Source organism: Pseudomonas nunensis (assembly GCF_024296925.1).
In the GTDB taxonomy this organism is placed as follows: Bacteria; Pseudomonadota; Gammaproteobacteria; order Pseudomonadales; family Pseudomonadaceae; genus Aquipseudomonas; species Aquipseudomonas nunensis.
Map to the genome: position 1 here is coordinate 1,906,830 of NZ_CP101125.1, position 25,993 is coordinate 1,932,822.

Annotated in this window: 23 protein-coding genes and 1 pseudogene; 11 read left to right on the forward strand and 13 right to left on the reverse strand. The window is 60.3% G+C overall.

All coding sequences use genetic code 11. The features are described 5' to 3' along the window. Positions 1-168 precede the first annotated feature (168 nt). Complete coding sequence (locus NK667_RS08580; protein ID WP_054614378.1) at positions 169-537, forward strand: DUF427 domain-containing protein; 369 nt, start codon at positions 169-171, stop codon at positions 535-537. Between the two features lie 209 nt (positions 538-746). Here the strand turns inward: NK667_RS08580 and lldD are convergent, their stop codons facing one another. The 3 genes from lldD to NK667_RS08595 all read right to left on the reverse strand — a co-directional run bounded on the left by lldD (position 747) and on the right by NK667_RS08595 (position 5,629). Further along, positions 747-1,889 (reverse strand): FMN-dependent L-lactate dehydrogenase LldD, encoded by a 1,143-nt coding sequence (gene lldD / locus NK667_RS08585; RefSeq protein WP_054614379.1) that lies wholly within the window; start codon positions 1,887-1,889, stop codon positions 747-749. Positions 1,890-2,226: 337 nt separating this feature from the next. Next, positions 2,227-3,849 (reverse strand): MFS transporter, encoded by a 1,623-nt coding sequence (locus NK667_RS08590; protein WP_054614380.1) that lies wholly within the window; start codon positions 3,847-3,849, stop codon positions 2,227-2,229. Positions 3,850-3,907: 58 nt separating this feature from the next. Then, a complete protein-coding gene (locus NK667_RS08595; protein WP_236708569.1) occupies positions 3,908-5,629 on the reverse strand; it encodes a GMC family oxidoreductase in 1,722 nt (573 codons plus the stop codon). A gap of 121 nt (positions 5,630-5,750) precedes the next feature. Between NK667_RS08595 and NK667_RS08600 the strand changes: the two genes are divergently transcribed. Continuing rightward, complete coding sequence (locus tag NK667_RS08600) at positions 5,751-6,641, forward strand: LysR family transcriptional regulator (protein ID WP_054614381.1); 891 nt, start codon at positions 5,751-5,753, stop codon at positions 6,639-6,641. A 262-nt stretch (positions 6,642-6,903) separates the two neighbouring features. Continuing rightward, entirely contained in the window at positions 6,904-7,119 is a 216-nt protein-coding gene (locus tag NK667_RS08605) for a DUF4287 domain-containing protein (protein ID WP_054052876.1), read from the forward strand. 153 nt (positions 7,120-7,272) lie between these two features. Here the strand turns inward: NK667_RS08605 and NK667_RS08610 are convergent, their stop codons facing one another. Genes NK667_RS08610 through NK667_RS08640 form a run of 7 tightly spaced genes read right to left on the reverse strand, consistent with a single transcriptional unit; the run spans position 7,273 to position 13,618 of the window. After that, on the reverse strand, positions 7,273-8,691 hold the full coding sequence (locus tag NK667_RS08610) for a sensor histidine kinase (protein ID WP_054052874.1): 1,419 nt from the start codon (positions 8,689-8,691) through the stop codon (positions 7,273-7,275). Beyond that, positions 8,688-9,350, reverse strand: a complete 663-nt coding sequence (locus NK667_RS08615) for a response regulator (RefSeq protein WP_054052872.1) — start codon at positions 9,348-9,350, stop codon at positions 8,688-8,690. The genes NK667_RS08610 and NK667_RS08615 overlap by 4 nt, the downstream gene beginning before the upstream one ends. A gap of 11 nt (positions 9,351-9,361) precedes the next feature. After that, on the reverse strand, positions 9,362-10,006 hold the full coding sequence (locus tag NK667_RS08620) for a tetratricopeptide repeat protein (RefSeq protein WP_054052871.1): 645 nt from the start codon (positions 10,004-10,006) through the stop codon (positions 9,362-9,364). Beyond that, positions 10,003-10,812, reverse strand: coding sequence for an SDR family oxidoreductase (locus tag NK667_RS08625; RefSeq protein WP_054614382.1), 810 nt, complete (start codon positions 10,810-10,812; stop codon positions 10,003-10,005). Before NK667_RS08625 ends, NK667_RS08620 begins: the two co-directional genes overlap by 4 nt. Beyond that, positions 10,799-11,473: an iron-containing redox enzyme family protein gene (locus NK667_RS08630; protein ID WP_054614383.1), complete on the reverse strand. Its 675-nt coding sequence runs from the start codon at positions 11,471-11,473 to the stop codon at positions 10,799-10,801. Before NK667_RS08630 ends, NK667_RS08625 begins: the two co-directional genes overlap by 14 nt. Beyond that, entirely contained in the window at positions 11,470-12,951 is a 1,482-nt protein-coding gene (locus NK667_RS08635) for an AMP-binding protein (RefSeq protein WP_054614384.1), read from the reverse strand. Before NK667_RS08635 ends, NK667_RS08630 begins: the two co-directional genes overlap by 4 nt. Next, positions 12,941-13,618: a thermostable hemolysin gene (locus NK667_RS08640; RefSeq protein ID WP_054052863.1), complete on the reverse strand. Its 678-nt coding sequence runs from the start codon at positions 13,616-13,618 to the stop codon at positions 12,941-12,943. The genes NK667_RS08635 and NK667_RS08640 overlap by 11 nt, the downstream gene beginning before the upstream one ends. Positions 13,619-13,806: 188 nt before the next feature. Here NK667_RS08640 and NK667_RS08645 point away from each other — a divergent pair, with 188 nt between their 5' ends. The 3 genes and pseudogenes from NK667_RS08645 (at position 13,807) to NK667_RS08655 (ending at position 16,496) form a co-directional block, all read left to right on the forward strand. Then, entirely contained in the window at positions 13,807-14,367 is a 561-nt protein-coding gene (locus NK667_RS08645) for a cytochrome b (protein ID WP_054614385.1), read from the forward strand. Positions 14,368-14,662: 295 nt separating this feature from the next. Further along, a pseudogene (locus NK667_RS08650) lies at positions 14,663-15,624 on the forward strand (IS110 family transposase). Positions 15,625-16,127: 503 nt separating this feature from the next. After that, positions 16,128-16,496, forward strand: a complete 369-nt coding sequence (locus tag NK667_RS08655) for a DUF6124 family protein (RefSeq protein WP_054614387.1) — start codon at positions 16,128-16,130, stop codon at positions 16,494-16,496. Positions 16,497-16,703: 207 nt separating this feature from the next. Here NK667_RS08655 and NK667_RS08660 read toward each other — a convergent pair whose 3' ends face one another. The 3 genes from NK667_RS08660 to NK667_RS08670 form a co-directional block, all read right to left on the reverse strand. Then, the gene (locus NK667_RS08660) at positions 16,704-17,807 is read right to left on the reverse strand and encodes a DNA alkylation repair protein (protein WP_054614388.1); all 1,104 of its coding nucleotides are present in this window, start codon (positions 17,805-17,807) and stop codon (positions 16,704-16,706) included. A gap of 25 nt (positions 17,808-17,832) precedes the next feature. Next, a complete protein-coding gene (locus tag NK667_RS08665) occupies positions 17,833-18,444 on the reverse strand; it encodes a glutathione S-transferase (RefSeq protein WP_054614389.1) in 612 nt (203 codons plus the stop codon). 83 nt (positions 18,445-18,527) lie between these two features. Further along, on the reverse strand, positions 18,528-19,448 hold the full coding sequence (locus tag NK667_RS08670) for a MurR/RpiR family transcriptional regulator (RefSeq protein WP_054614390.1): 921 nt from the start codon (positions 19,446-19,448) through the stop codon (positions 18,528-18,530). Positions 19,449-19,758: 310 nt separating this feature from the next. Here NK667_RS08670 and NK667_RS08675 point away from each other — a divergent pair, with 310 nt between their 5' ends. From NK667_RS08675 to NK667_RS08695, 5 genes are all read left to right on the forward strand, one after another. Then, the gene (locus tag NK667_RS08675) at positions 19,759-21,696 is read left to right on the forward strand and encodes a bifunctional 5-dehydro-2-deoxygluconokinase/5-dehydro-2-deoxyphosphogluconate aldolase (protein WP_054614391.1); all 1,938 of its coding nucleotides are present in this window, start codon (positions 19,759-19,761) and stop codon (positions 21,694-21,696) included. Between the two features lie 162 nt (positions 21,697-21,858). Further along, entirely contained in the window at positions 21,859-22,749 is an 891-nt protein-coding gene (gene iolE, locus NK667_RS08680; protein ID WP_054614392.1) for a myo-inosose-2 dehydratase, read from the forward strand. Continuing rightward, the gene (gene iolB / locus NK667_RS08685) at positions 22,749-23,558 is read left to right on the forward strand and encodes a 5-deoxy-glucuronate isomerase (RefSeq protein ID WP_054614393.1); all 810 of its coding nucleotides are present in this window, start codon (positions 22,749-22,751) and stop codon (positions 23,556-23,558) included. Before iolE ends, iolB begins: the two co-directional genes overlap by 1 nt. A 44-nt stretch (positions 23,559-23,602) precedes the next feature. Further along, positions 23,603-25,105 (forward strand): CoA-acylating methylmalonate-semialdehyde dehydrogenase, encoded by a 1,503-nt coding sequence (locus NK667_RS08690; protein WP_054614394.1) that lies wholly within the window; start codon positions 23,603-23,605, stop codon positions 25,103-25,105. 23 nt (positions 25,106-25,128) lie between these two features. Further along, positions 25,129-25,950, forward strand: a complete 822-nt coding sequence (locus NK667_RS08695; RefSeq protein ID WP_054614395.1) for a TIM barrel protein — start codon at positions 25,129-25,131, stop codon at positions 25,948-25,950. Positions 25,951-25,993: the final 43 nt, after the last annotated feature.

Sequence of the window (25,993 nt, forward strand, 5' to 3'; positions counted from 1 at the left end):
GTTGTGGCGAGGGAGCTTGCTCCCGTTCGGCTGCGAAGCAGTCGTGAATGCGAAATTTGGGTTATACCTGACAGTTCGAGGTCTCAGATTTCGGGGCTGCTTCGCAGCCAGCGGGAGCAAGCTCCCTCGCCACAGGGATACGTTCATCCCATGACTCAGGAGAAATCCATGAAAAGCTCCGGTCCCAGTCCTGTCATCACCATCGCCGAGCAACCCGGTTGCCTGCTGGTGAAGTTCCACGGTATCCAGGTGGCGGCCTCCGCCCGGTCGCTGGTGCTGCTTGAGGCCAACTACCCTCCGGTGTATTACGTCCCGCGCGATGACATCGACGAAAAGTATTTCGCCCGCACCGATCACACCAGTTATTGCCCCTACAAGGGCGATGCCAGTTATTTCAGTTTGCAGATTCCGGGGCATGAAGGCGCTAATGCGGTATGGAGCTATGAGAATCCGAAGGTTTCTGTGGAGCAGATTCGTAACTATGTAGCGTTCTATCCCGATCAGGTGAAGTTCGAGATCATCGAAAACTTTGAGTGATTGTGGCAAGGAGGCTTGCCCTAAGGCCTATTAGTTAAGCCTCGGGCACCACAACCCCTGTGGGAGCGAGCTTGCTCGCGATGACGATCTATCGCTTAGCGCATGTGTCGTCTGCCAGTGCGCTATCGCGAGCAAGCTCGCTCCCACAGGTTCTGTGACTTGACTGACTGGCATCGGGGCAAGCTTCCTCGCCTCAAGGCTTGCTCAATTTAGCGAAGCGCGGCCACTAAGGTCGATTCATCAATCTGCCCAATCGACGTCACCCCGGTCAACGTCATGGCCACGCGCATTTCCTTGGCGAATATATCCAACATGTTTTCCACCCCACGCTGACCATCGGCCGCCAGCGCATAAGCCATTGACCGCCCCAACAGCACGCCTTTCGCCCCCAGCGCCAGCATCCGCACCACATCGAGCCCCGAGCGAATTCCCGAATCCACCAGCACCGTCAGATCATTGCCCACGGCCTGCATGATCGGCGGCAACGCCTTGGTCGTCGACAGCACGCCATCCAGCTGCCGCCCACCGTGGTTCGACACCACGATGCCGTCTGCGCCAAAACTCACCGCATCCTTGGCATCCTGCGGGTCGAGAATGCCTTTGATGATCATCGGGCCTTTCCAGAACTCACGAATCCACTCCAGATCGCTCCAGCTGATCGACGGGTCGAAGTTGTTGGCCAGCCAGCCCATGTAGTCTTCGAGGGTGACGGCTTTGCCCAGGTACTTCGAGATATTGCCCAGATCGTGCGGCCGTCCCATCAAGCCAACGTTGAACGCCCAATCGGGTTTGGTCATTGCCTGAAGCATCCGCCGCGACGAAGCGAACGGGCCGGACATGCCCGAGTGCGCATCCCGGTATCGAGCGCCAGGGGTGGGCATGTCCACGGTAAACACCAGGTTCTTCACCCCGGCGGCCTTCGCGCGCTCCAGGGCGTTTTTCATGAAGCCACGGTCTTTCAGCACATACAGCTGAAACCAGATCGATTGCTGGCTGTGGGCCGTGACCTCCTCGATTGAGCATACCGACACCGTGGACAGGCACAGCGGAATGCCTTTGTTCTCCGCTGCTTTCACCGCCTGCACTTCACCACGCCGGGCGAACATGCCCGTCAAGCCTACCGGCGCCAGAATGATCGGCATCGACAGCGGTTGATCGAAAAGGGTGGTTTCGAGGCTCAGGGTTTCGACGTTTTTCAGAATGCGCTGACGCAGGCTGATGCCGGTCAGGTCGGCACTGTTGGCCCGCAACGTATGCTCGGCATACGCGCCGCCATCAATGTAATCGAACAGAAATCGGGGAAGTTTGCGACGTGCCGCCTCGCGATAGTCGGATGCAGATGAAATGATCATGGTGCCTCGGTCTGTGGAGTGGCGGGGCTGAAGTGTTCATCGAGCTTAACCTGTTGCGATGACCTGTAGCAGCTGCCGAGGTTGCGCTCGGTTCATGTAGCAGCTGCCGAGGCACGAGGCTGCGTTCGGCTCATGTAGCAGCTGTCGAGGTACGAGGCTGCGTTCGGCTGCGAAGCAGTCGTGAAATCAAACACCGCGGTGTTTCAGGAATACCGAGTGCTCGGGTTTTACGACTGCTGCGCAGCCGAACGCAGCCTCGTACCTCGGCAGCTGCTACATGAGCCGAACGCAGCCTCGTGCCTCGGCAGCTGCTACAGATCAGGCATTTGCCGCGCTGTCAGTTTTTATCCAGATCCACGTTCTTCGTTTCGCGCAAACAGATCAACCCCACAATCAGACTCACCCCGGTAATCACCACCGGGTACCACAGCCCATAAAAGATGTCCCCGGTGTACACCACCAACGCAAACGACACCGTCGGCAGGAACCCGCCGAACCAGCCGTTGCCGATGTGGTAGGGCAGGGACATCGAGGTGTATCTGATGCGCGTCGGGAACAGTTCGACCATCAGCGCGGCCAGCGGGCCGTAGCACATGGCGGAAATGATGATCAGCGCCACGATCAGCGCGACGATCATCGGTTTGTTGATCAACTGGGTATCAGCCTGCGACGGATAACCCGCCAAAGTGATCGCGCCGCGCAGGGCCGACTCGTCGTAACCATCGATTTTCACGTCGCCGACACTGACCTGCACAGCCGCGCCTGCCGGGGCTGCGGCGCTGGTGTAAGGCAAGCCCTGCTTGACCAGGAAGGTCTTGACCTTGTCGCACGGGCTATCAAATTTCGCCTTGCCCACCGGGTCGAACTGGAAGGTGCAGGTGGCTGGGTCGGCCAGCACGGTGATCGGCGCCTGTTGGCTGGCCTGATCCACGGCCGGGTTGGCGTAGTGAGCCAGGCTCTTGAAGATCGGGAAGTACAGCGCGGTGGCCAGCAGCAGGCCGATCATCAGCACCGGTTTGCGCCCGACCTTGTCCGACAGCCAGCCGAAAAAGATAAAGAACGGCGCACCGATAATCACGCTGACGATCAGCAAACTATTCGCCAGCGCCGGGTCCATTTTCAGGAACTGGGTGAGGAAGAACAGCACGTAGAACTGCGCGGCGTAGAAGGTCACCGCTTGCCCGGCGTTGATGCTGAACAGGGCGATCAACACGACTTTGAGGTTTTCCCATTTGCCGAAGGAATCGCGCAGTGGCTGCTTGCAGAGCTTGCCTTCCTCTTTCATTTTCACGAAGGCCGGCGACTCGTGCAGGCTCAAGCGAATCCAGGTCGAAATGCCCAGCAGCACGATGGAAAACAGAAACGGAATGCGCCAGCCCCAGACTTCAAACTGGTCGCCGGTGAAGTAGCGGCAACCGAGCACCACCAGCAACGACAACAGCAACCCGAGGGTGGCGGTGGACTGAATCCAGCTGGTGTGGAAACCGCGTTTGCCCATCGGCGCGTGTTCTGCCACGTAGGTCGCGGCGCCGCCGTACTCGCCACCGAGGGCCAGGCCCTGGAGCATGCGCAACACCACGAGAATGATCGGCGCGGCGATGCCGATGCTGGCGTAGGTCGGCAGCAAACCGACACAGAACGTTGCGAGACCCATCAGAACAATGGTCGCGAGGAAGGTGTACTTGCGCCCGATCATGTCCCCCAACCGACCGAACACCAGCGCACCGAACGGCCGCACGATGAAGCCGGCGGCAAATGCCATCAACGCGAAGATAAACGCGGTGGTGTCGTTGACCCCGGCAAAGAACTGCTTGCTGATCACCGCCGCGAGGGCGCCATAGAGGAAAAAGTCATACCACTCGAACACCGTCCCCAGGGACGAGGCGAAGATGACTTTCTTGGTGCCGCTGCTGACGCCCGCGCTGCGCGTGGCTTCCAGGGGCTGAACGTGTTCTGACATATCGGTATCCCTCACAGTGATTGTTTTTGTTGTTCCACTGGTGTTGCGTGTCCGTGAATCAGATGCAATTCCCTTGTGGGAGCGGGCTTGCTCGCGAAAGCGGTGTGTCAGTCAACCTTTCCGTTGACTGACCGGGCGCCTTCGCGAGCAAGCCCGCTCCCACAGGGGTGATGTGTGCCGTAGGGTTGAGCATCAACTGCGCAGCCTTCTCGGCAATCATCAGCGTAGGCGAACACGTGTTGCCCGAGGTAATACGCGGCATGATCGAGGCATCGGCAATGCGCAGCCCCGGAATGCCATGCACGTTAAGCTGCGCATCCACCACCGCGTCCGCATCATTGCCCATCCGGCAAGTGCCCACCGGATGGAAAATCGTCGTGCCAATCCGCGCAGCCGCTTCGTGCAGTTCTTCTTCACTCTGCAAACTGTCACCCGGCAAATACTCCACCGGTTTGAACGCCGCCAATGCCGGCGCAGCAACAATGCGTCGGGTCAGGCGAATGGCATCCGCCGCCACCCGCAAATCCTCGGGATGGCTCAGGTAATTAGGCTGAATCAGCGGGGCTTCCTGTGGATCGGCGCTGCGAATTTCAACTCGCCCACGGCTCTGCGGCCGAAGATCACACACCGACGCCGTGAACGCTGGGAAGGGGTGCAACGGCTCGCCAAAACGCTCCAGCGACAACGGCTGCACATGGTATTCAAGATTCGCCGAAGCCTGCTCCGGCCCGGACCGCGCAAACGCGCCTAACTGACTCGGCGCCATGGACAACGGCCCGCTGCGGTCATACAGATAACGCAATCCCATGCCCATCTTGCCCCACACCGTGCCGGCGATTTGATTGAGTGTGCGAGCGTTTTCCAGTTTGTAGATCAGCCGCAATTGCAGGTGATCCTGCAGGTTGCCGCCAACCCCCGGCAGCTCATGCACTACGCCAATCCCCAGGCGTTGTAGCAGCGGGCGCGGGCCGACCCCGGAGCGTTGCAGGATGCTCGGCGAACCCACCGAGCCGGCGCACAGCACGATTTCCTTGCGTGCCTTGAAAGTTTTCGCCTGACCTTGCCAACGGGTGAGGACCGCCGAAGCGCGACCGTTTTCCAGCAACACACGGTCCACTTCAACTTCAGTCAAAACCGTGAGATTGGCGCGATGACGGATCGGCTTGAGAAACGCCTTGGCCGCGTTCCAGCGAATCCCGGCCTTCTGATTCACCTGAAAGTAACCGCAACCTTCGTTGTTGCCTTGGTTAAAGTCATCGATGCTGGCGATACCGCTTTGTTCGGCGGCGCAGCGAAACGCATCCAGAATCGGCCAGGACAGCCGCTGACGCTCGACACGCCATTCCCCGGCGGCACCGTGAAATTCCGAGTCGCCGGCAAAGTGGTTTTCGCTTTGTTTGAATAGCGGAAATACATCTTTCCAGGACCAGCCCGGATTGCCGTCCGCCGCCCAGCCGTCGTAATCACCGGCCTGGCCGCGCATGTAGATCATGCCGTTGATCGAGGAACAGCCGCCGAGGACTTTGCCTCGTGGGTAGCTCAGCGTTCGGCCTTGCAGACCGGTTTGCGCTTCGGTCTTGAAGCACCAATCGGTGCGCGGGTTACCGATGCAGAACAGGTAACCCACGGGGATATGAATCCACGGATAGTTATCGCGCCCGCCAGCTTCCAGCAAGAGCACTCGGTGTTGCGGGTTGGCCGACAATCGATTGGCCAGCAAACACCCGGCCGGCCCGGCGCCGACCACGATGTAATCGAATTCATCCAGGGAGGTCTGCATCCCTTACCTCGTATTGTTTTTGTTGTTGGGCTTCATCCTAGTTGTTAGCTTTCGTATAAAGAATGTTAGTTTTTGCGCAGCCGCTGTGCGTTTTCAGACAGCTTAGCCCTAAGGAAGCCTGATGTTCGATTGGAATGACCTGCGATTTTTTCTCGAATTGCAACGCAGCGGCCGCTTGCTCACCGCCGCCCGGCGCTTGAACACCACCCACGCCACCGTCGCCCGGCACATCGAGGCCATCGAAAAAAGCCTCGGCACCGCGCTGTTCGTCCAGCACGCCCAAGGCTACCAACTGACCCCGGCCGGCGAGGCGCTGCTCAAACACGCCGAAGCGATGGAAAACGTCGCGCTGCTGGCCCAGGAAGAAATCACCCAATCCACCGCGCCTCTGGGCAAAATCCGCGTCGGCGTCACCGAAGGCCTGGGCATCATGTTCCTCGCCAGCCGCATGAGCGGCCTGTTCGAACGCTATCCCGGCCTGGAAGTGGAACTGGTCGCCGTGCCGCGTTTCGTCAGCATCCTCAACCGCGAAGCCGAAATCAGCATCCACCTCGAACGCCCGGCCGCCGACATGCTGGTCACGCGCAAACTCACCGACTATCGCCTGGCGCTCTACGCCAGCCAGGCCTACCTCGACAAGGCGCCACCGCTCAACAGCCGCGAAGATCTCGGCCGCCACGCGTGGATCGGCTACGTCGATGATTTGCTGTTCAGCCAGGAACTGATGTTCCTCAACAGCTTCTGCCGCAACCCCCAAGTCGTGTTCCACAGCACCAGCGTCATCGCCCAGCAACAGGCCGCGCGCTCGGGGCTGGGGATCGCGGTGTTGCCGTGTTACATGGCTGCTAATGATCCGCAATTGGTGCCGTTGTTGCCGGAGGAGAGCATTCAGCGCAGCTACTGGATCAGCACACGGCGGGAATTGCACAAGTCGGTGCGGTTGCGGGTGTTGTGGGATTACGTGGTGGAGTTGTGTGAGCGCGAGCAGGATTTGCTGCTGGGCCCAACCTGACCGGCGCACCGATCCCCTTGTATGAACTCCGTAGGAGCTGTCGAGTGAAACGAGGCTGCGATCTTTTGATCTTGATCCTGCGGCATCATCACAGACACCAAAAGATCGCAGCCTTCGACAGCTCCTACAGGGGGTCGCGTTTCAATCCGGAAGCGTGAGGGCATAGGAGGGGATTTGCCGGAACACCACTTGGCGTCCACTCTATTTCATGCCGACAAGGAGCGTTATCCGACACTCCGTCGCGATAAAGGGAGCTTGCAGCATGACCGAAGATACAAAAGTGAAAGGCCCTGCGTCGTACTTTCCGTCAATCGAGAAAAAGTACGGCCAGCCAGTTACCCACTGGCTGGGGTTGCTCGAAACTGTGAGCGGGAAGAAGCATATGGAAATGGTGGCGTGGCTGAAAGATGAGCATGGGATGGGGCATGGCCATGCGAATGCGTTGGTGGCGCATTATTTGGCGAGCGCAAAAAAGTGAGGCTTCTTTAGGCGGTATACCGTTACATGGATGTTGTCTCTGCAGACGTCTTCGCGAGCAAGCCCGCTCCCACATTGCTTCGGTGTTGTTTGCAGAATTTTTAGCCGACACAAATCCCCTGCTCGCGAAGGCGTCAGGCCTTGATACGCCGCTTCAACTGTCGGGTGGTGGTTCCCGGGTGGTTCGCTGTAACGGGGTGTGTGGCTGGCCATCGGGAATCGACAGGGTTGCGCGCAGCCCACCTTCAGGTCGGTTGATCAACGTGATCCGTCCTCCAAGCCGGGTCGCAATGGTGTTGACGATGGTCAGTCCCAGCCCGGCGCCATTTGCGTTCCCTCGACTGTAAAAGCGTTCGAACAATCGCCCGCGGTTCTCTTCGTCGATGCCCGGACCCTGATCCTCGACACTCAGTGAATAGAACCCGTCCGACTGACTGAGCTGCACAGTGATCACACCGTGCTCGGGGGAGAAATTTGCCGCGTTGCTGATCAGGTTGTTCAGGGCGATGTCGATTGCGGCGGCATCAGCGACGATGTTGAACGGCCGGTCGTTGACGTCGAACGCCAGCTCGAGGTTCTTGCTCAGCAGCCAGGGCGTCAGCTCGACCAGGCTGTCGCGAACGGTTTCGGCCAGGTCGATGCTGTGCAGCACGGGCGCCACAGCTTTGGGTTCGAGGCGGGCCATGGTCAGCAGTTGGTTTACCAGGCGGCTGGTGCGATCGACACCGGCGATCAGATAAGCCAAGGAGTCGCGGCGTTCCTGTTCGGTGCCAGCCTCCAGCAGGTTTTGCGCATGCACCCGCAATACCGCCAGGGGTGTGCGCATTTCGTGGGCGGCGTCGGCGATAAAACGCCGCTCGCGGCCCAGCAGTTCCTGGATTTGTGCAAGCATGCGATTGAGCGCTGCCTGCATCGGTTCCAGTTCGCTGGGCAGTGGTGCCAGTTGCAGCGGCTCCAGGGAACCGCTGTGCCGCGCCCGCAGGGTGGCAGCCATGTCCGCCAGCGGCTTGAGCCCCCAGCCGATGGCCAGCCAGACCAGCAGCGCCAGGATCAGGCTGCCCAGCACATTGGGCCCTAGGGTATGGCGCAGGATGCGATCCACCAGGTCCGAACGCACGTCGTCCCGTTCACCCACCCAAATCAGCAATGCGCTCTGTTTGTCCTCCAGCACGAAGGCGCGCCAGTGACGCCCGCTCAGATCCTCCACATCGCTGAAGCCTGGAGTCGAGGGCGGCGTCTTGAAGGACGGCGCGCTCGCGGTGTGCACCAGGACTTCGCCCTGTTGATTCCAGACTTGAAAGGCAATCTTGGTTTCATAGGGATGGCCATCGACCCTCGGCTCCGCTTCACCCAAGGCTTTGTTGAAGGCCTGGTACAACTCGGCGCGTTCCTTACTGGCCAGCGGCATGCGCATGACTCCCTGTAGCAGGCGGGCGTTCTGCGCCAGCTGGGCGTCGTAGACCTCGGCGATTTCGTGATTGCTGTCGTGCAGGTTGAGCACGCTGATCACCGCCAGGCCCGCGAGCAACAGACCGATGATCAGCGTCAGGGTGCGACGCCTGATCGAGTTCATCGGCGCTCCTCCACCAGATACCCGACGCCGCGAATGGTGCGGATCAGGTTGCTGGAGAATTTCTTGCGCAGGTGATGGATGTGCACTTCCAGGGTGTTGCTTTCCGCTTCCTCGTTCCAGCCGTAGAGCAACTGCATCAAGTGATCGCGGGTCATGACCCGGCCCGGTGGCGAGAGCAATTCATGCAGCAGCTGATATTCCTTGGGCGTCAGGGCCACCGGTTCGCCCTGATAGCTGACTTGCTGGGTGCCAGGGTTGAGGCTGATGCCAGCATGTTCAATCAGCACCTGAGCGCGGCCGGCACTGCGTCGCAGCAGGGCGCGCAAGCGCGCTTTCAACTCGGCCAGGTCGAAGGGCTTGATCAGGTAATCATCAGCCCCGGCATCCAGCCCGGCGATACGGTCTTCGGTGGCATCCCGGGCGGTGAGGATCAGCACCGGCAGGTTGGAACCGCTGTCGCGCAGGCGGCGTAGCACTTCGAGGCCGTCCATGCGCGGCAGGCCTAGATCGAGCACTGCCAGATCGAAGGTTTCGCTGAGCAGCGCATGCAAGGCGCTACTGCCGTCCTGCAACCAGTCAACGGTGTAGCCCTCGCGGCCCAGGGCCTGATGGATGCCCTCGCCGAGGGCCACGTCATCCTCGATCAGTAATAAGCGCACGCGGACTCCTGTCAGTTGAGTTTTTTATTGACGTCCACCAGCAAGGCATCGATCTCTTTGCGTCGGCCTGCATCGGCGGTTTCCCGGCCAGGGCGCGGGGCGGCCTGGAGGGCTTTTTGCAGCGCCTCTTTGGCTTCACCGTAGCGTTTTTGACGGTAGAGGTGATCGCCCCAGAAGTACAGACTATCGATGCCCGTCGGGTTCAGTTGCAAGGCTTGTTTGAGCAGTTGCTCGGCCTTGTCCGAGTCGCCGAAACCGATTGGCCAGCCCGGCACGCGGTCATACAGCGCCGCGAGGCTGGTGTAGGCCGAACCTTGCAACGCCTTGGGGTCCAGGGCCAGGGCTTTTTCCAGGTCGGCCTTCGCCGCTTTCGCTTTTCCCAGTGCACCGAGTCCGCCCTGGGCGCCGGCCCAACTGCTGGTGACGATCCCGGACCAGATCCAGGCTTCGGCCACCGCCGGGCGTTCCTGGGTGAACGCCGAAGTCTGGGCGGCGAGTTTTTCGAAGGCTGCGGTGCGTTGCTCGGCCGGTACTTCGTACTGGATATGCCCCCAGTTTTGTTGAATACCGATGAGGCGTTGCTGATCGGCGGGATCCAGGGCCCAGACGCTTTGGCTCAAGGTTCCCAGCAGCAGGCAGGCGATGATTTTTTTCATGGCTTGAGGTTCTCGTTGTCGGGTTTCTGGCTGAAGCGGCGGATCAGCGGCAACTGCTTGCGCAGGCCCTTATCCACCAAGGTGGGCAGCAAGCTGTTGAGGCGCACGAAAAAACGCTCGGGCCAGCCCAGGTACAGGTCGCGACGGTCACCGGCAATCGCGTGCATGACTGCCGAAGCGACGGTTTGCGGGTCATCGACATTGGCTTTCAGCGCATCGTTCAAGGCCTGGGCTGCCGGGCTGTTCATCGTCGTGCGGGTGGCGCGGGGGGCGACGTAGAGCACGCCGACCCGGGTGTCCGCCAGTTCCCGGCGCAGCGCTTCGGAGAATCCGCGCAGGGCGAATTTGGTCGCGCAATAGCTGGCGTAACCGGCATAGCCGATGGAGCCATAGGTCGAGCCGACGTTCACCACCATCGCGCTGTCGGCTTGCTTGAGCAGCGGCAACAGCAGCTTGGTCAGGCAGATCGGTGCGCTGATGTTCACCGCGAGCATGGCGTTGATTTCACTGTCGTCGAGCTGTTCCAACATGGCGAAGTGGTTGACTCCGGCGGCGTTGATCAACAGGTTGATGCCGCCGATGGCCTCGGCGGCGGCCAGGACCTTGCGGCGATCGGCGAGAAACGTCAGGTCGGCCGCGACCCAGGCCAGGTGCTGCGGATAGCGCGCCAGTAACGGTTCCAGCACTTCGCGATGCCGGGCCACCGCCAATATCCGCGCACCGCTGGCGCACAGGGCGCTGGCGATGGCCAGGCCGATGCCGCCACTGGCACCGGTCAAAATCACCCGAGCCTCAGATAGGCGCATGCAGGTTCTCCCCGTCACGCGGCAAACCACGAAACATGTCGGTATACAGTCGGTACACCACTTTCGAAGCGTGAATGACCGCCGCCTGGTCGGCCGGGTCCTCAAGGGTGTTCATCAGTCGGCGGTAAGTCTGCATGTGCTCCACGTCCAGCGAACCGTGGGAACTCAAGTAGCTGAAGGCGCTTTCCGGCAACTCCAGGCGCTCGCGAATGCTGCCCGCCGCGTGGGTCGCCAGGGCAATGCTGGTGCCTTCCAGCACATTGACCATGCCGAACAGGCCCACGGGGTTGTCCCGGGCAATCAGGTCGTAGAGAAAACTGACCATCAATTCGATCGGCAGGGACGGACGCCCGTTGCGGACCGCATCCTTGTCACCGCCGCAGGCCGCGATGTCATCGAGCACCCATTGCTCGTGACCGTATTCGTCTTCGATGTACTCGCAGACCGCTTTGCGCAACCATTCCAGGCGCGAAGGCAGACGCGCGCCGCAAGCCATCATCAACGGCACGGTATGGCGCACGTGGTAGTAGGCCTGGGCCAGGAAGGCGCGGTAGCTCTCAAGGCTGACCTTGCCTTCGAGGGCATCGCGGATGATCGGCAGGTTGAACAGCTCGATGCGTTCTGCCTGCGTGGCTTCTTGCAGCGTGTCGAAAAAATTCATGATGCGGATTCCTCCGGAAAAGCGGATTCAGTGAGCTGCGCCCGGTAGCGCTCGACGATGGCATCCCGGCGCGGACGGCCATTGGCGGTGAGCAAGCCATTGGCGGGGGTAAAAGGTTGAGTCAGGCGGGACCAGTGTTGGACCTGGGCGTAATCGGGCAAGGCTTCGTTCGCTTCGGCCACGGCATCCGCCAGTTGCTCGTCGGAGCAATCCGGGCGATGCGGCCAGAGCAGTGCGTGGTTGCTGGGCATCGCTTCGCCATAGACGAAGGCCTGGGCGATATGGCGGCGCTGGGTCAGTTCGGCTTCGACCCACTCGGGGTTCACGTTGCGCCCGAAACTGGTGACGAATTGATGTTTCTTGCGCCCCTTGAGGTAGAGAAAACCTTCGGGGTCGAACTCGCCGAGATCGCCACTGGGCCACCACTCTTCAGCGTGGGGCACATCCCCCAGATACCCGAGCAGGGTCGAGCCCTTGATCAGCACTTCACCGTCCTCGGCCAGGCGAATCTCCACGTGGGGCAGGGGCCGGCCGACACTGCCGGGGCGGCGCGCTCCGGGGCGGTTGAGGCACACCACTGACGCGCATTCCGAGAGCCCATAACCCTCGTAGACCGGAATGCCGACCCGTTGCGCCCTGTGCAGCAGCTCTTCGGCAACCCGCGCACCGCCGACAGCGGCAAATCGCAGTGATTGCGGGTTAAAGGCCTTTTGCTCGGCGGCGCTGACCAGCATCAGCAGCAACTGCGGCACCAGAATCAGGCTCTCGGGCGCACGGCTGGCCAGGCAACCGAGCAATTGCGGCACATCGACGCCACTGGCGCCCTGGATGCCCAGGGCTTTTTGGCTGGGTACACTCAAGGTTGCGCCGGCATACAGCGCGGCGTAACAGCCGATATTTTCCAGCAGGATCGCCAGGGGCAGCAGCGCCAGATGATGCTGCGGATCAGTCGGTTTGCTGGCCTGATCGAGTTCGCGGGCGACTCGCAGAATCGCTTCGCCACTCAAGCACACGCCTTTGGGTGTGCCGGTGGTGCCCGAGGTGAAGGTCAGCTTGGCCGTGCCATCGGGCAATCGTTGCGGACCATTGAAGCTGCGGCGCCAGAACTCGCCGGTTTTCTCGTACCCGGCTGCTTGCAGTTCGGTGTCCAGTGCCGGCTCGGCGACTACCCGTTCAGCCTGGCTTTGTTCCAGGCAATGACGGCGTTGAGCCGCGCTGAAAAAGGGCGGGAGCGTCAGGCAGGTTACGCCTTCGAACAGCGCGGCGAGGTCCCAGAGGATGGCCTCGACGCCGTTGTCCAGCGCCAGTGCCACGACCTTGACGTTTTCAACCCGCAAACGTTGTCGGCGATAGATCACTTGTGCGTAAAGCGTGGCGTAATCCAGTTTCAACTGATCACCCCACAGGGCGACGCCGTTGGCCTTGCGTTCGGCATGGCTGCGCAGGGTCTGTTCGAAACGCTCGACTTCAGGCGACATGGCTGGAGTCCTCGATGGACGACGGCAACCCCAGGCGATTGAACATCCCGATGTTGCGCAAGTGAATGAACCCGGCGCGGATGTTGCCGACGTGCACCCAGGGCTTGCTTTCGTAATAACTGCCCCAGTGCTGAAGGTCGTCGCCCAGCCGAGCCGGGTCGGCGGCGCAAAGCGTGACCGGTTTCAGACCGAGGCGATGAAAGCTGTTCACCAGGCCGATATTGCCGGTGAACGCCACCCATTCCAGGCCGCCCATGGCCAGCAGGTAGGTGATAGCGATGATGCTCAGGCGCGCACTGCCGGTGTCGCTGGCGGCCAGGTTGCCCACCTCGACGATGCCGGCGCGATCCACCGGTCGATCAGCGGCGGCGCTGATCAGCGGGTCGATGGATTCGTCCAGGTAACGTTCCAGAAACAGCGGCTCTTCATTCGCCCGCCGCACGCCGGCCACTGCGCAGAGCTCGTCGGCGGCGTTGCGCAGGCCGAACAGCTCCGGCATGAAATGGCGGATATCGGCACCGTGGGCCTTGCGGAAACGTTGCTGGATATAGGCTTCGAAGACAGTGCGCTGCGGCTCGCCGGGCAGGGCTCTGGTCAGACTCATCTGCGGGGTTTCGGCTTGACCGAAGCGCAGGGGCAAAGGGATGTTCCAGTCGTAATCGGGCATTGCAAGACGCCTCCCCGGAGTCAGTTTGGGAGGAGTATCGGGGGCCTTTCTTAACGGAGTCTGAAGGTGGCAAAAGGATCCGGAACTGGCACCTTCAGATTGCCTTAAGGCTGGGCGGGCAGGGTGGCGTCGGTCGAACCCGGCTGCGCGAATGAGTCGCCAGCCACTGTGAATACATGAGGCCCGTTATGACCCGCGATTCAATCGCCCACCGCTATGGAAACCTGTCGATCACCCTGCACTGGCTGATGCTGGCGCTGTTTGTCGGCGTTTATGCCTGCATCGAAATCAAAGGGCTGCTGCCCCGTGGCAGCTCTGCCAAGAGCCTGTTCATGGGCCTGCATGGCGTGTTCGGTATCAGCATTTTTGTGTTGGTGTGGGTTCGGTTGATCGGGCGCCTGACACCGCGTCCACCGATCACCCCGGCCCCGCCGAGCTGGCAAACCGGCGTGTCGCACCTGATGCATCTGGCGCTTTATGTCTTGATGATTGCCACGCCGGTGTTGGGTTGGCTGACCCTGGCGGTCGCTGGCAAACCGCTGCCGTATTTCGATTGGCCATTGCTGTCGCCAGTGGCGATTGATCCGGACCTGGCCAAGCAGATCAAGTATTGGCATGAGCTGCTCGGCAGCACCGGTTACTGGTTGATCGGCTTGCACGCGGCGGCGGGATTGTTCCATCACTACTGGGTGCGCGATAACACGCTGGTGCGCATGCTGCCGGGGCGTTCCGCAGAACGTCAGCGCTGATGAACCTTTGTGGGAGCGGGCTTGCTCGCGAAGGCGTCGGTAAGGCCGATGCATCTTCGGAGCCTGTAATACCGCTTTCGCGAGCAAGCCCGCTTGTATGTTTAGACTTGAAGGGGTGGGCGGGACTAAAAGCTCGATTCTGACTCTGACCAGTACAGACCGTGGGAGACTTCTCATCCCGCCCCTTCTACCCAAAGCGCCGATAAGGAATTCATCGGTAAAACCGACGATAGAGGCAAGCCAGCGCAAGGGTAAACCCCGACAAGCACCTAAACCCTAGCTCCGAGGATTCGTCATGACAATCCTTACTTTGCAGACCGTGGTTGGCATCGATATCGCCAAGGCTGAAATCGTTGCTTATCGCACCGATCGTCAAGCCACTGACTCCATCAAAAACGATCGAACAGCCCTCAAACGCTGGCTTAAAACACTGCCCGCGCAAAGTGCTATCGCCGTTGAAGCTACCAACATCTATCACCTGGACACCGTCGAGCTCGCTCATGCAATGGGCCATCAGGTCTATGTCGTGGACGCTTATCGGGTGAGCAACTATCGCCGTGGTATCGGTCAACGAGCCAAGAACGATCCCTGCGATGCTCGTCTGCTGGCGCGCTATTTGACGAATGAACAAGACGGGCTGCGAATCTGGAGCCCGCCACCCAAGGCCTACACCTCGCTGAAAAGCCTGCTCCACAGGCGTGCAACGCTGATCCAGAACCACGCTGGTCTGATGCTGAGCTGGGCCAATGAACCCTTGCTAAAGAAAGTGCAGGCCGCCCAGCAAAAGGCCTTCAAGCAAGCGGATCAGGCCATTCAAAAACTGCTGCGCAAGGTCAGCAAAGAGGCAGGTATTGAAGCCAATATCGACCGTTGCAAAGCCATCGAAGGGGTTGGCGAACTGACAGCAACCGGGTTGGCGACGACCTTTATGCGCGGTGATTTTGCCAATGGTGATGCGTTTATCGCGTTTCTGGGGATGGACCTTACGGTCGATGACTCCGGGAAGAAAAACGGGCCCCGGTATCTGACCAAAAAAGGGGATCCGGAAGTACGCCGGCTGGCTTACAACGCCGCTATGGCGGCCTGCCGCTCGGCTAAATGGAAGCCGTTTTACGAGGCGTATTTGGCAAGAGGCTTCTCAAAAACCCAAGCCTTGGTAGCCCTTGCCCGGAAACTCTGCCGGGTGGCATTCGCCCTGATGAAAAATCAGAGCGAATACCGACCGGCTTGAAGTTACAGGGTTGCCCTGCAACATAGAATCTCCCACATTGGTTCGGTGTTGTTTGCAGGATTTGTGGCCGCCACATATCTCCTGTGGGAGCGAGCCTGCTCGCGAAGGCGTCAGGCCTGACACACCACGTCATCGTTCTTCGCGGGCAAGCCTTGCTCCTACAAAAGCAGGCGTTTAAGCGAGTGTTTAAAGACACCCGGTGTTACGTCATAAACGGCTACAACGCCTTGCGCCGTTACCTACGCGTACGCCAGAATCGGCCGGCTTGTGCGTCTATGGGGTGGGATATATCGTTTCCGGGTCACTGCAAAACAGTGATCGGGTTTGGTAGCCCGCCTCGTTATCAGCCGCATGGCAACACCTTATGACGTCTCTTTTTTGCGACTCTGTTTTTATGGTGGTCATGCGTGGGGCCCCTTGTGGGCGCCGGGTTCTGGTACGACCGGTCTACCAACCCACGTATGGCCGCCACCCTTCGTTTGGTAGCGAGGGTGATGGCTCCTTAAAATTCGTATCAGAGGTTCCATCCATGTTCAAAGTTACTCCCAACCCCCCGAATACTGATCCAGTACCCTACGACGCCTCTTTTGATCTTGACCCACAAAAGCTGAAAGCAGCGGCCGATCGCACGCTCAACTTCTACCTTAACCCCGGGGCGACGAAAACGCAGATACCGCCCCGCAGTTCCGGCACCTTTCTCACCATCGACGCAGCGGTGGATGACGAAACGTTGCTGGTCGAGGCTTATGAGTCGGTGTCATCGGTGCGCAAGATGCTCATCGACCTCGCCGAGCTGGAAGACGGCCCGCGCCGCCATACGATGCTGGTGATGCATCGGGCGCTGCTGATCGGTGAGATGGCGGTCAATCGCGTACTGGATAACCACAAGCCTGGGTAGCAGCCAGGAACCCGAGTGAGGGAGGCGACTCCCTCACTGCACTTGAACACTTTTGTGGCGAGGGAGCTTGCTCCCGCTGGGCTGCGCAGCAGCCCCAATAAAGCTGTCGCGGTGTTCCAGAAAGAACTCGATGACCGATTTGGGGCCGCTCCGCAGCCCAGCGGGAGCAAGCTCCCTCGCCACAGTGGTCCGCGATCAGACTTGAAATCAGGGAAGGATTTCGAAAGAGGTGCTGGCCAACAACTCACCATTCACCATGATGTGCACGGCATGCGCGCCCGCGTAATGCCTACGCGTGGTCAGCTCTTTGATTTGCTGCCCACGGCTGACCATTTCAACAGCATGGCCGGGCAGGGTCAGGGCCTTCAGCTTGAACACTTTCGCGGACGTGCTGCCATTCGCTTTGACGTAATCGATGGCGTAGTCGATCACCAGCCGCTGACTCTCCGCCACCGTGGATTTCACGCTAAACGAAAGCGTGATTTTCTCCCCCAACCGAATCACCGCCGGCTCAACCTTCACCCCGACAATCTCAACCTCAGGCTTCCCGCCAGCCCCAATCACCGCCAACGCCCGCTGATTCCCCTGTTTGATCAAACTGCGCAGCGCATGTTTTGCAATCCACGCGGTGTGCTTGTTCTCCAACGACCAACCCTCAATCAAATCCAGCACCCACTCCGGGTGATCCTTGGTGATGTCATTGAGGTGATTGGCGACAGACTTGCGCACATAAAGGCTTTCATCCGCCTTGAGGTTCTCGAGAATCGCCGCCGCTAACCTCGGGTCAGCCTGAATCGGTTCCAGGCGAAACGACCACGGCAATCGCGGACGACTGCCTTCGCTGGCCAGCCTGCGCACATGTTCGTTTTCATCCAGCGACCACACCTGCATCAACGCCAACGATTGCTCAAGATCACTGCGCAGAAAATGCCTGATCGCAAACTCGGATGAACCGAACGAGGTGAAAAACTTCAGCGCTTCCATTGACTGGTCAAAGTCATGTGCGCCGTACATCGCGACGTAATGCGGCAGGGAGATGCTGACAAACCCACTGTTCAGCCGAGGGGCGAGGGCACGCAACACGTCCAGGGATTCTTCATACCCCAGCGGCAACACCGCATGCAGGCACTCGCTGACCCGTGCCATGCGCTGCATGATCGACAGGTCAGCCAGGCCTTCATTGGCCATTTTCAAGAAGGCTTTGGCGTTGAACGCCGGGTAAACCGCCGTCATTTCGGTCGCGATGTGCTTGAGGCGCTCGGCGTTGAAGATTTCCTTCAGCGCCGGGGCAGGGGTTTCAGCGGCGGTCATGAGCGAATCCGTGAAGAAGGGCGGCTCAGGTTATCGGGGTAGCGATGAACGCCTCAAGCTTTTCCGCCTGCGCGGTGAACTCGGCGATCTGCGGGAAGCGCTCCGCATCGACTTGATCTGGTACCACGAGGTTGGTGAAGCTCCAGGCGACCGCCACGGTAATCCCGTCCTGCGCAATCGCGGAACCACCCGGCAATGGTTGCTTCGAAAGCTCCCGCTCCAGCGCCGAATAGGCCGCCGAGAGCTGCCCTTCAACTCGCTCAACCCACGGCTGATACTGAATGTCCGCCGGCCGCAGGTTACGTTCGTAGTAAAGCTGCACAGACTTCTCGCACGCCGCCAGTGCCAGTCCGATCACCCGCAAAGATCGCAGACGCTGCTTCAGATCGCTCGGCATCAAGCTTTTAGAAGGCCCGGCCAGCGCTTCGAGGTAATCAATGATCAGCGTCGAATCGACCAACACTTCACCGTCATCCAGTATCAGTGTCGGCGCCTTGACCACCGGATTGATCTGCTGGAACTGCTCGAAATGCCGAAACACCGACACCGAGTCGTGCTCAAGATCGATGCCCAAGTGTCTGGCAGAAATCGCCACACGGCGCACGTAAGGTGAATCCAGCATACCGATCAGTTTCATGACGCGTTCCTTGTAGGAGCAAAGCTTGCTCGCGATGCGAACAACCTTAGTCAGCGATTTTGCGCCCTGCAAACGCCGGCGTGCTAATCCTCAAACCCCACCTGCTCATGAATCTCATCCACCTTCAATTCCAACCGATACGCCACCGCAATAAACAACGCCTGACACAAACACAACGTCGCACTCAGCGACCGGAACGCAAACGAACTCCCTTCATTCACCAGCAGCACCGTGCTCGCCCGCTTGGCCAGCGGCGAAAGGTTGCTGTCGGTGATGATCAAAGTTTTCGCCTGATGGTGCTGGGCGATGCGCAGGCAGTGTTGGGTTTCCTTGCCGTAGGGCGTGAAGCTGATGGCGATCACCAGGTCGTTGGCGCGCACGCTGCGCATTTGCTCGCGATAACTGCCACCGAGGCCGGACACCAGGTGAATGCGCTTGTTGGTGTGTTGCAGGTTGTAGACCAGATAGTCGGCCACCGCGAATGAACGGCGCACGCCGACCACGTAGATGTTGTCGGCATTCACCACGAGATCCACGGCTTTGTCGAAGGCCACATCGTCGAGTTCCATGCCCAGGCGTTCGATGCCCGACAGCGTGGCGTTGACGCATTCGCGGGCGAGGTCGCCGCCGCTGGCCTTCTGCGACTTGTTGGCGATCATGCTGCGGATGCGTTGCTGGTAGTTCTGCACTGGCGTGGTCTTGTGCGTGTACGCCTCGCGGAACAGCGCCTGCATCTCGCTGAAACCGCTGAAACCGAAGCGCTGGGAGAAGCGCACGATGGCCGAGGGGTGCACTTCGCATTCCCGGGCGATGTCGCTGATGCGATCGACCATGATCCGGTCGCTCTGCTGGCTCATGTAGGTGGCGATGCGTTTGAGCTGGCGCGGCAGGCTTTCGTATTCGTTGGTGATCAGCTGCAGCAATCGCTCGGCATTGATCGGTGGGCTCTGGAGGTCGCTCTCGGGCGTGCTCTCGGTCGTAGCCGGCTGATCGGTGCGGGACATAGGAAATCCTTCTGGCTTGTTCTTATAGGAATGACGAATCGGTCATCCCCTGACAATAGGTTGGCTGTGCGCAGTCTACAGGGTAGGCCGGAATAAAATCTTGAGCTTGCCGACGGCAAGCGGCCTGCTGAAACGATGAACCACGTCTGGAACGCTCGTACCGGAGTTTATTGGAAAAAATATTCCACGTAAAAAATATATAGAATAAATATTGATTGTTCGGTCCCGCTCGTTTTAGTCTGCATCCACCAAGAGTGTTCGGCACGTCCATCGTCCCGAACGCAGGCTGATAAAAATAACAGGAGCCAGCATGGGCCAGACTCGTTTTGCCAGTGGGCGTCAATTGGATCTGATTTGCCTGGGGCGCCTTGGCGTCGACCTCTATGCGCAGCAAGTCGGCGCGCGGTTGGAAGATGTTTCAAGCTTCGCCAAATACCTCGGTGGATCCTCCGCCAATATCGCCTTCGGGACCGCACGCCTGGGCCTCAAGTCGGCCATGCTGAGCCGGGTAGGCGACGACCACATGGGCCGCTTCCTGCTCGAATCCCTGGCCCGCGAAGGCTGTGATGTCAGCGGGATCAAGGTCGATCCGGAACGCCTGACCGCCATGGTCCTGCTGGGCCTCAAGGATCGCGAAACCTTTCCCCTGGTGTTCTACCGCGAGAACTGCGCCGACATGGCGCTGCGGGCCGAAGACATCAGCGAAGCCTTTATTGCCTCCAGCAAAGCCTTGCTGATCACCGGCACGCATTTCTCCACCGACGGCGTGTACAAGGCGAGCATCCAGGCACTGGACTACGCCGAAAAACACAACGTCAAACGCATTCTCGACATCGACTATCGCCCGGTACTCTGGGGCCTGGCCGGCAAGGCCGACGGCGAAACCCGTTTCGTCGCGGACCAGAACGTCAGCCAGCACGTGCAGAAAATCCTCCCGCGTTTTGACTTGATCGTCGGCACCGAAGAAGAGTTTTTGATTGCCGGCGGTTCCGAGGATTTGCTTACCGCGTTGCGCAACGTACGACGCCTGAGTGATGCGACCTTGGTGGTAAAGCTCGGCCCGCAGGGTTGCACGGTGATTCATGGGGTGATTCCGGTGCGCCTTGAAGACGGCGCGATCTACCCGGGTGTGCGCGTCGAAGTGCTCAACGTGTTGGGTGCCGGCGATGCCTTCATGTCGGGCTTCCTCGCCGGTTGGCTGGAAGACGCCAGCGACGAGCGTTGCTGCCAGTTAGCCAATGCCTGCGGCGGTCTGGTGGTGTCGCGCCACGCCTGCGCCCCGGCAATGCCTACCCGCGCCGAACTCGACTATCTATTCAACAGCCCGGTGCCGATCACCCGGCCGGATCAGGACGCCACGCTGCAACGCTTGCATCAGGTCAGCGTGCCGCGCAAACAATGGAAGCAACTGTTCATCTTCGCCTTCGACCATCGCGGGCAGTTGGTGGAGCTGGCGCACAAGGGCGGTCGCGACCTGAATGCGATTGGCGAACTGAAACAACTGTTTATCAAAGCCGTGGAGCGGGTCGAAGCTGATTTGCGTACTCAGGGCATCGAAGCTGATGTCGGGCTGCTGGCGGATCAACGTTTCGGCCAGGACTCACTGAACGCCGCCACCGGTCGTGGCTGGTGGGTGGCGCGGCCGGTGGAAGTCCAGGGGTCGCGGCCACTGGCTTTCGAGCACGGGCGCTCCATTGGCAGCAACCTGATTGCCTGGCCGCAAGAACAAATCATCAAGTGCCTGGTGCAATTTCATCCGGATGACGAGCCACTGCTGCGTCTGGAACAGGAAGCGCAGATCAAGGGTTTGTACCAGGCGTCGCAGGTCAGCGGGCATGAACTGCTGCTGGAAATCATCCCGCCCAAGGATCACCCATCGGCTCATCCCGACGTGCTGTATCGCGCGCTGAAACGCCTCTACAACCTGGGCATCTACCCGGCGTGGTGGAAGATCGAAGCGCAGAGTGCCGAGGAATGGAAACAGCTCGATGAGTTGATTCAGGAGCGTGACCCGTATTGCCGTGGGGTTGTGCTGTTGGGCCTGAATGCCCCGGCGGCGGCGTTGGCCGAGGGCTTTCAACAGGCCAGCCAGAGTCAGACCTGTCGCGGATTTGCCGTGGGCCGCACGATTTTCCAGGAGCCGAGCCGGGCGTGGATGGCGGGGGAAATCGACGATGAAACGTTGATCCGCCAGGTGCAGGGCACGTTTGTTGAATTGATCGATGCCTGGCGCACGGCCCGCGCCTGACCAAACACCGCAAAACCCAATGTGGGAGCGGGCTTGCTCGCGAAGGCGGTGTGTCAGGCGACATTGATGTTGAATGTGCCGGCCTCTTCGCGAGCAAGCCCGCTCCCACAAGGGGTTCAGCGTCGGTCTTACAGATTTGTAAAAACAATAAAAGGTGCAGCCATGCCCGCTATCCGAATTGGCATCAACCCGATCTCCTGGAGCAACGACGACCTGCCGTCCCTCGGTGGCGAGACGCCGCTGAGCACTGCGTTGAGCGAAGGCAAGGAAATCGGCTACGAAGGTTTCGAACTCAACGGTAAATTTCCCAAGGATGCCAAAGGCGTCGGTGACGTGCTGCGGCCTTACGATCTGGCGCTGGTGTCCGGCTGGTATTCCAGCCGTTTGGCCCGTCGTTCGGTGGCCGAGGAAATCGACGCCATCGGCAGCCATGTCGAGCTGCTGGCCAAAAACGGCGCCACGGTGCTGGTCTACGGCGAAGTCGCTGACTCGATCCAGGGCCAGCACATTCCACTGGTCGAGCGCCCGCGTTTCCACACTGAGCAAGCGTGGCAGGAATACGCCGACAAGCTCACCGAATTGGCGCGTTTCACTCTGTCCCAAGGCGTGCGCCTGGCGTATCACCACCACATGGGCGCCTACGTCGAATCCCCGGCGGACATCGACAAGCTGATGGCGCTGACCGGCAGCGAAGTCGGCCTGCTGTTCGATTCGGGCCACTGCTACATGGGCGGCGGCGAACCGTTGCAGGTGCTGCGCAAGCACATCGAGCGCATCTGCCACGTGCATTTCAAGGACGTGCGCAAACCGGTGGTGCAACTGGCGCGCAACCATCTGTGGAGTTTCCCGGACTGCATCATCAACGGCACGTTCACCGTGCCCGGCGATGGCGACATCGATTTCGGCGCGTTGCTCGATGTGTTGCTGGCCGCCGATTACCACGGCTGGCTGGTGGTCGAAGCCGAACAGGATCCAGCGGTCGCACCGAGTTATGTCTACGCCAAGAAAGGCTTCGACACCTTGCGCGCACTGCTCGACGAGAGGATTAAGTGATGAGCCTGCTGGTTAAAAGCAATGCCCGTGGCCGGACCATGGTCGAGCTGGGCAAAGGTGAGTTGGAATACGTCGGCTTCGCTGCGTATCGCTTGAGCCTCGGCGAAACCTTGCCGGTGAGCGCTGGCGAAAAAGAACTGTGCCTGGTGCTGCTCAGCGGTCGCGTCAGCATCAAGGGCGAAGCGCCGGGGCAGGGCGCGTTCGACTGGGACAACCTCGGCGATCGCCAATCGGTGTTCGAAGAAAAATCCCCGTTTGCCGCGTACTTGCCGCCCGGCAGTCAGGCGCAAGTGGTCGCCCTCAGCGATGTACAAATCGCCGTGTGTGCCGCCCCCGGCTCAACCGCCAACAACCTCGGGCCACGCCTGATCAGACCCGAAAGCATGAAGCGCAGCGTGCGCGGCAAGGGCGCCAACACCCGTTACGTCTGCGACATCCTGCCGGACACCGAGCCTGCGCATTCGCTGCTGGTGGTGGAAGTGCGTACGCCGTCGGGGCACTCGTCGAGCTACCCGCCGCACAAGCACGACACCGACGACCTGCCGCACCAGAGCTTTCTCGAAGAAACCTATTACCACCAGATCAACCCGCCTCAGGGCTTCGTGTTCCAGCGGGTCTACACCGACGACCGCAGCATCGATCAGGCCATGGCCGTGGAAAACAGCGACCTTGTGGTGGTGCCCAAGGGGTATCACCCGGTCAGCGTGCCGTATGGCTACGAGTCGTATTACCTGAACGTGATGGCCGGGCCGAAACGCGTCTGGCAGTTCCATAACGATCCGCAGCACAGCTGGCTGCTCGATCTTTGAACTGAAAAGCCTGAATTCCAACATTTGCACGGAGAACAAGAACAATGAGCAACGCCCCGGTTTTAGGCCATTACATCAACGGCCAGGTGCAAGACAGCGGCAGCGAACGCTTCAGCAACGTATTCAACCCGGCCACCGGTGCGGTGCAGGCGCGGGTTGGATTGGCAAGCGAGAAGACCGTCGACGAAGCCGTGGCCTCGGCCCTGCAAGCCTTCCCGGCGTGGTCCGAGCAATCGTCGCTGCGTCGCTCCCGGGTGATGTTCAAGTTCAAGGAACTGCTCGACCGCCACCACAATGAACTGGCGGAAATTATCAGCCGCGAACACGGCAAAGTCCTGTCCGACGCCAAGGGCGAAGTCACTCGCGGCATCGAAATCGTCGAATACGCCTGCGGTGCGCCGAACCTGCTGAAAACCGATTTCAGCGACAACATCGGTGGTGGCATCGACAACTGGAACTTGCGCCAGCCGCTGGGTGTTTGCGCCGGGGTTACGCCGTTCAACTTCCCGGTGATGGTGCCGCTGTGGATGATCCCGCTGGCGCTGGTCACCGGTAACTGCTTCATCCTCAAGCCTTCCGAGCGCGATCCGTCGGCCAGTTTGCTGATGGCGCGTTTGCTGACCGAAGCCGGGCTGCCGGACGGTGTGTTCAACGTGGTCCAGGGCGACAAAGTCGCGGTGGATGCGTTGCTGCAACACCCGGACATCGAGGCGATTTCCTTTGTCGGCTCGACGCCGATTGCCGAATACATCCACCAGCAAGCCACGTCTCGCGGCAAACGCGTGCAGGCCCTGGGCGGCGCGAAGAATCACATGATCGTCATGCCCGACGCGGATCTGGATCAAGCCGCCGATGCCCTGATCGGCGCGGCGTACGGCTCGGCCGGCGAGCGTTGCATGGCGATCTCGATTGCGGTGGCGGTGGGCGATGTCGGCGATCAGTTGATCGCCAAGTTGCTGCCGCGCATTGATCAGCTCAAGGTCGGCAACGGCATGCTGGGCGACAGCGACATGGGGCCGCTGGTCACCGCCGAGCACAAGGCCAAGGTCGAAGGCTTTATCGGCGAAGGCGTGGCCCAGGGCGCGCAGCTGATTGTCGATGGCCGCAATTTCAAAGTGCCCGGCGCGGAGAACGGTTTCTTCGTTGGCGCGACGCTGTTCGATAACGTCACGCCCGAGATGAGTATCTACCAGCAAGAGATCTTCGGCCCGGTGCTGGGCATCGTCCGCGTGCCGGACTTCGCCAGCGCCGTGGCGTTGATCAACGCCCACGAATTCGGCAACGGTGTGTCGTGCTTCACCAGCGACGGCGGCATTGCCCGCGCGTTTGCCCGCACGATCAAGGTCGGCATGGTCGGCATCAACGTGCCGATCCCGGTGCCGATGGCCTGGCACTCGTTCGGCGGCTGGAAGCGCTCGCTGTTCGGCGATCACCACGCGTACGGCGAAGAAGGCATCCGTTTCTACAGCCGCTACAAAAGCGTGATGCAGCGCTGGCCCGACAGCATCGCTAAAGGCCCCGAATTCAGCATGCCAACCGCCAAATAATTCACCTGCGGAGAACAACAATAATGAGCAAGCCCCTGCGTTTCGCCCTGAACCGTATGGTCGCCCCGCGTTTGTCCCTGCCAGCGTTCATCGACCTGGCGGTGACCCTCAAGGCCGACGCCATCGAGATCCGCAACGACCTCAAAGGCATCGAGATCGAAGACGGCACCGCACCGGAAACGGTGCGTGAATTGTGCGCGACCAAAGGCATCACCGTGCTGTCGATCAACGCGCTGTACCCGTTTGATGTGTGGAATGACGAGCGCCGTGCCCAGGCGTTGAAGCTGGCTGCGTATGCCCGGGATTGCGGCGCGCAAGGGCTGGTGATGTGCCCGTTGAATGACCGCGCCGATACGCGCAATGAAGCCGAACGCGCTTCGGGCTTGCGCACGGCGCTGACTGAACTGGCGCCGATCCTGCGCGATCACGGGATTCTCGGGTTTATCGAGCCGCTGGGGTTTGAAGAGTGTTCGCTGCGGCGCAAACGGCCGGCGGTGGATGCGATCAAGGCGATTGGTGGGCTGGATGTGTTTCGCCTGGTGCATGACACCTTTCACCATCACCTGGCCAGTGAGCAGGAGTTTTTCCCTGAGCTGACCGGGTTGGTGCACATCTCTGGCGTCGAGGATGCCGAAGCGCCGCTGAACAGCATTCGCGACGGCCATCGGGTGCTGGTGGGCGAGGGCGACATCCTTGGCAATGCCGCACAGATCGAAACCTTGCTGGGCAGCGGTTATGGCGGCTACCTGTCGTTCGAACCGTTTGCCGACAGCGTGCATGGCCTGGCGGACATCGAACAGGCGATCGGCGCAAGCATGAACCACCTGCAAAACTCTCAAGGCTAATGAAGATCCCCTGTGGGAGCGGGCTTGCTCGCGAATGCGGAGT

Excerpts from the sequence above, each read along its gene's own strand:
- NK667_RS08580 (WP_054614378.1), top strand. The coding sequence starts at position 169 with ATGAAAAGCTCCGGTCCCAGTCCTGTCATCACCATCGCCGAGCAACCC.
- lldD (WP_054614379.1), bottom strand. The coding sequence starts at position 1,889 with ATGATCATTTCATCTGCATCCGACTATCGCGAGGCGGCACGTCGCAAA.
- NK667_RS08590 (WP_054614380.1), bottom strand. The coding sequence starts at position 3,849 with ATGTCAGAACACGTTCAGCCCCTGGAAGCCACGCGCAGCGCGGGCGTC.
- NK667_RS08595 (WP_236708569.1), bottom strand. The coding sequence starts at position 5,629 with ATGCAGACCTCCCTGGATGAATTCGATTACATCGTGGTCGGCGCCGGG.
- NK667_RS08600 (WP_054614381.1), top strand. The coding sequence starts at position 5,751 with ATGTTCGATTGGAATGACCTGCGATTTTTTCTCGAATTGCAACGCAGC.
- NK667_RS08605 (WP_054052876.1), top strand. The coding sequence starts at position 6,904 with ATGACCGAAGATACAAAAGTGAAAGGCCCTGCGTCGTACTTTCCGTCA.
- NK667_RS08610 (WP_054052874.1), bottom strand. The coding sequence starts at position 8,691 with ATGAACTCGATCAGGCGTCGCACCCTGACGCTGATCATCGGTCTGTTG.
- NK667_RS08620 (WP_054052871.1), bottom strand. The coding sequence starts at position 10,006 with ATGAAAAAAATCATCGCCTGCCTGCTGCTGGGAACCTTGAGCCAAAGC.
- NK667_RS08625 (WP_054614382.1), bottom strand. The coding sequence starts at position 10,812 with ATGCGCCTATCTGAGGCTCGGGTGATTTTGACCGGTGCCAGTGGCGGC.
- NK667_RS08630 (WP_054614383.1), bottom strand. The coding sequence starts at position 11,473 with ATGAATTTTTTCGACACGCTGCAAGAAGCCACGCAGGCAGAACGCATC.
- NK667_RS08635 (WP_054614384.1), bottom strand. The coding sequence starts at position 12,951 with ATGTCGCCTGAAGTCGAGCGTTTCGAACAGACCCTGCGCAGCCATGCC.
- NK667_RS08640 (WP_054052863.1), bottom strand. The coding sequence starts at position 13,618 with ATGCCCGATTACGACTGGAACATCCCTTTGCCCCTGCGCTTCGGTCAA.
- NK667_RS08645 (WP_054614385.1), top strand. The coding sequence starts at position 13,807 with ATGACCCGCGATTCAATCGCCCACCGCTATGGAAACCTGTCGATCACC.
- NK667_RS08655 (WP_054614387.1), top strand. The coding sequence starts at position 16,128 with ATGTTCAAAGTTACTCCCAACCCCCCGAATACTGATCCAGTACCCTAC.
- NK667_RS08660 (WP_054614388.1), bottom strand. The coding sequence starts at position 17,807 with ATGACCGCCGCTGAAACCCCTGCCCCGGCGCTGAAGGAAATCTTCAAC.
- NK667_RS08665 (WP_054614389.1), bottom strand. The coding sequence starts at position 18,444 with ATGAAACTGATCGGTATGCTGGATTCACCTTACGTGCGCCGTGTGGCG.
- NK667_RS08670 (WP_054614390.1), bottom strand. The coding sequence starts at position 19,448 with ATGTCCCGCACCGATCAGCCGGCTACGACCGAGAGCACGCCCGAGAGC.
- NK667_RS08675 (WP_054614391.1), top strand. The coding sequence starts at position 19,759 with ATGGGCCAGACTCGTTTTGCCAGTGGGCGTCAATTGGATCTGATTTGC.
- iolE (WP_054614392.1), top strand. The coding sequence starts at position 21,859 with ATGCCCGCTATCCGAATTGGCATCAACCCGATCTCCTGGAGCAACGAC.
- iolB (WP_054614393.1), top strand. The coding sequence starts at position 22,749 with ATGAGCCTGCTGGTTAAAAGCAATGCCCGTGGCCGGACCATGGTCGAG.
- NK667_RS08690 (WP_054614394.1), top strand. The coding sequence starts at position 23,603 with ATGAGCAACGCCCCGGTTTTAGGCCATTACATCAACGGCCAGGTGCAA.
- NK667_RS08695 (WP_054614395.1), top strand. The coding sequence starts at position 25,129 with ATGAGCAAGCCCCTGCGTTTCGCCCTGAACCGTATGGTCGCCCCGCGT.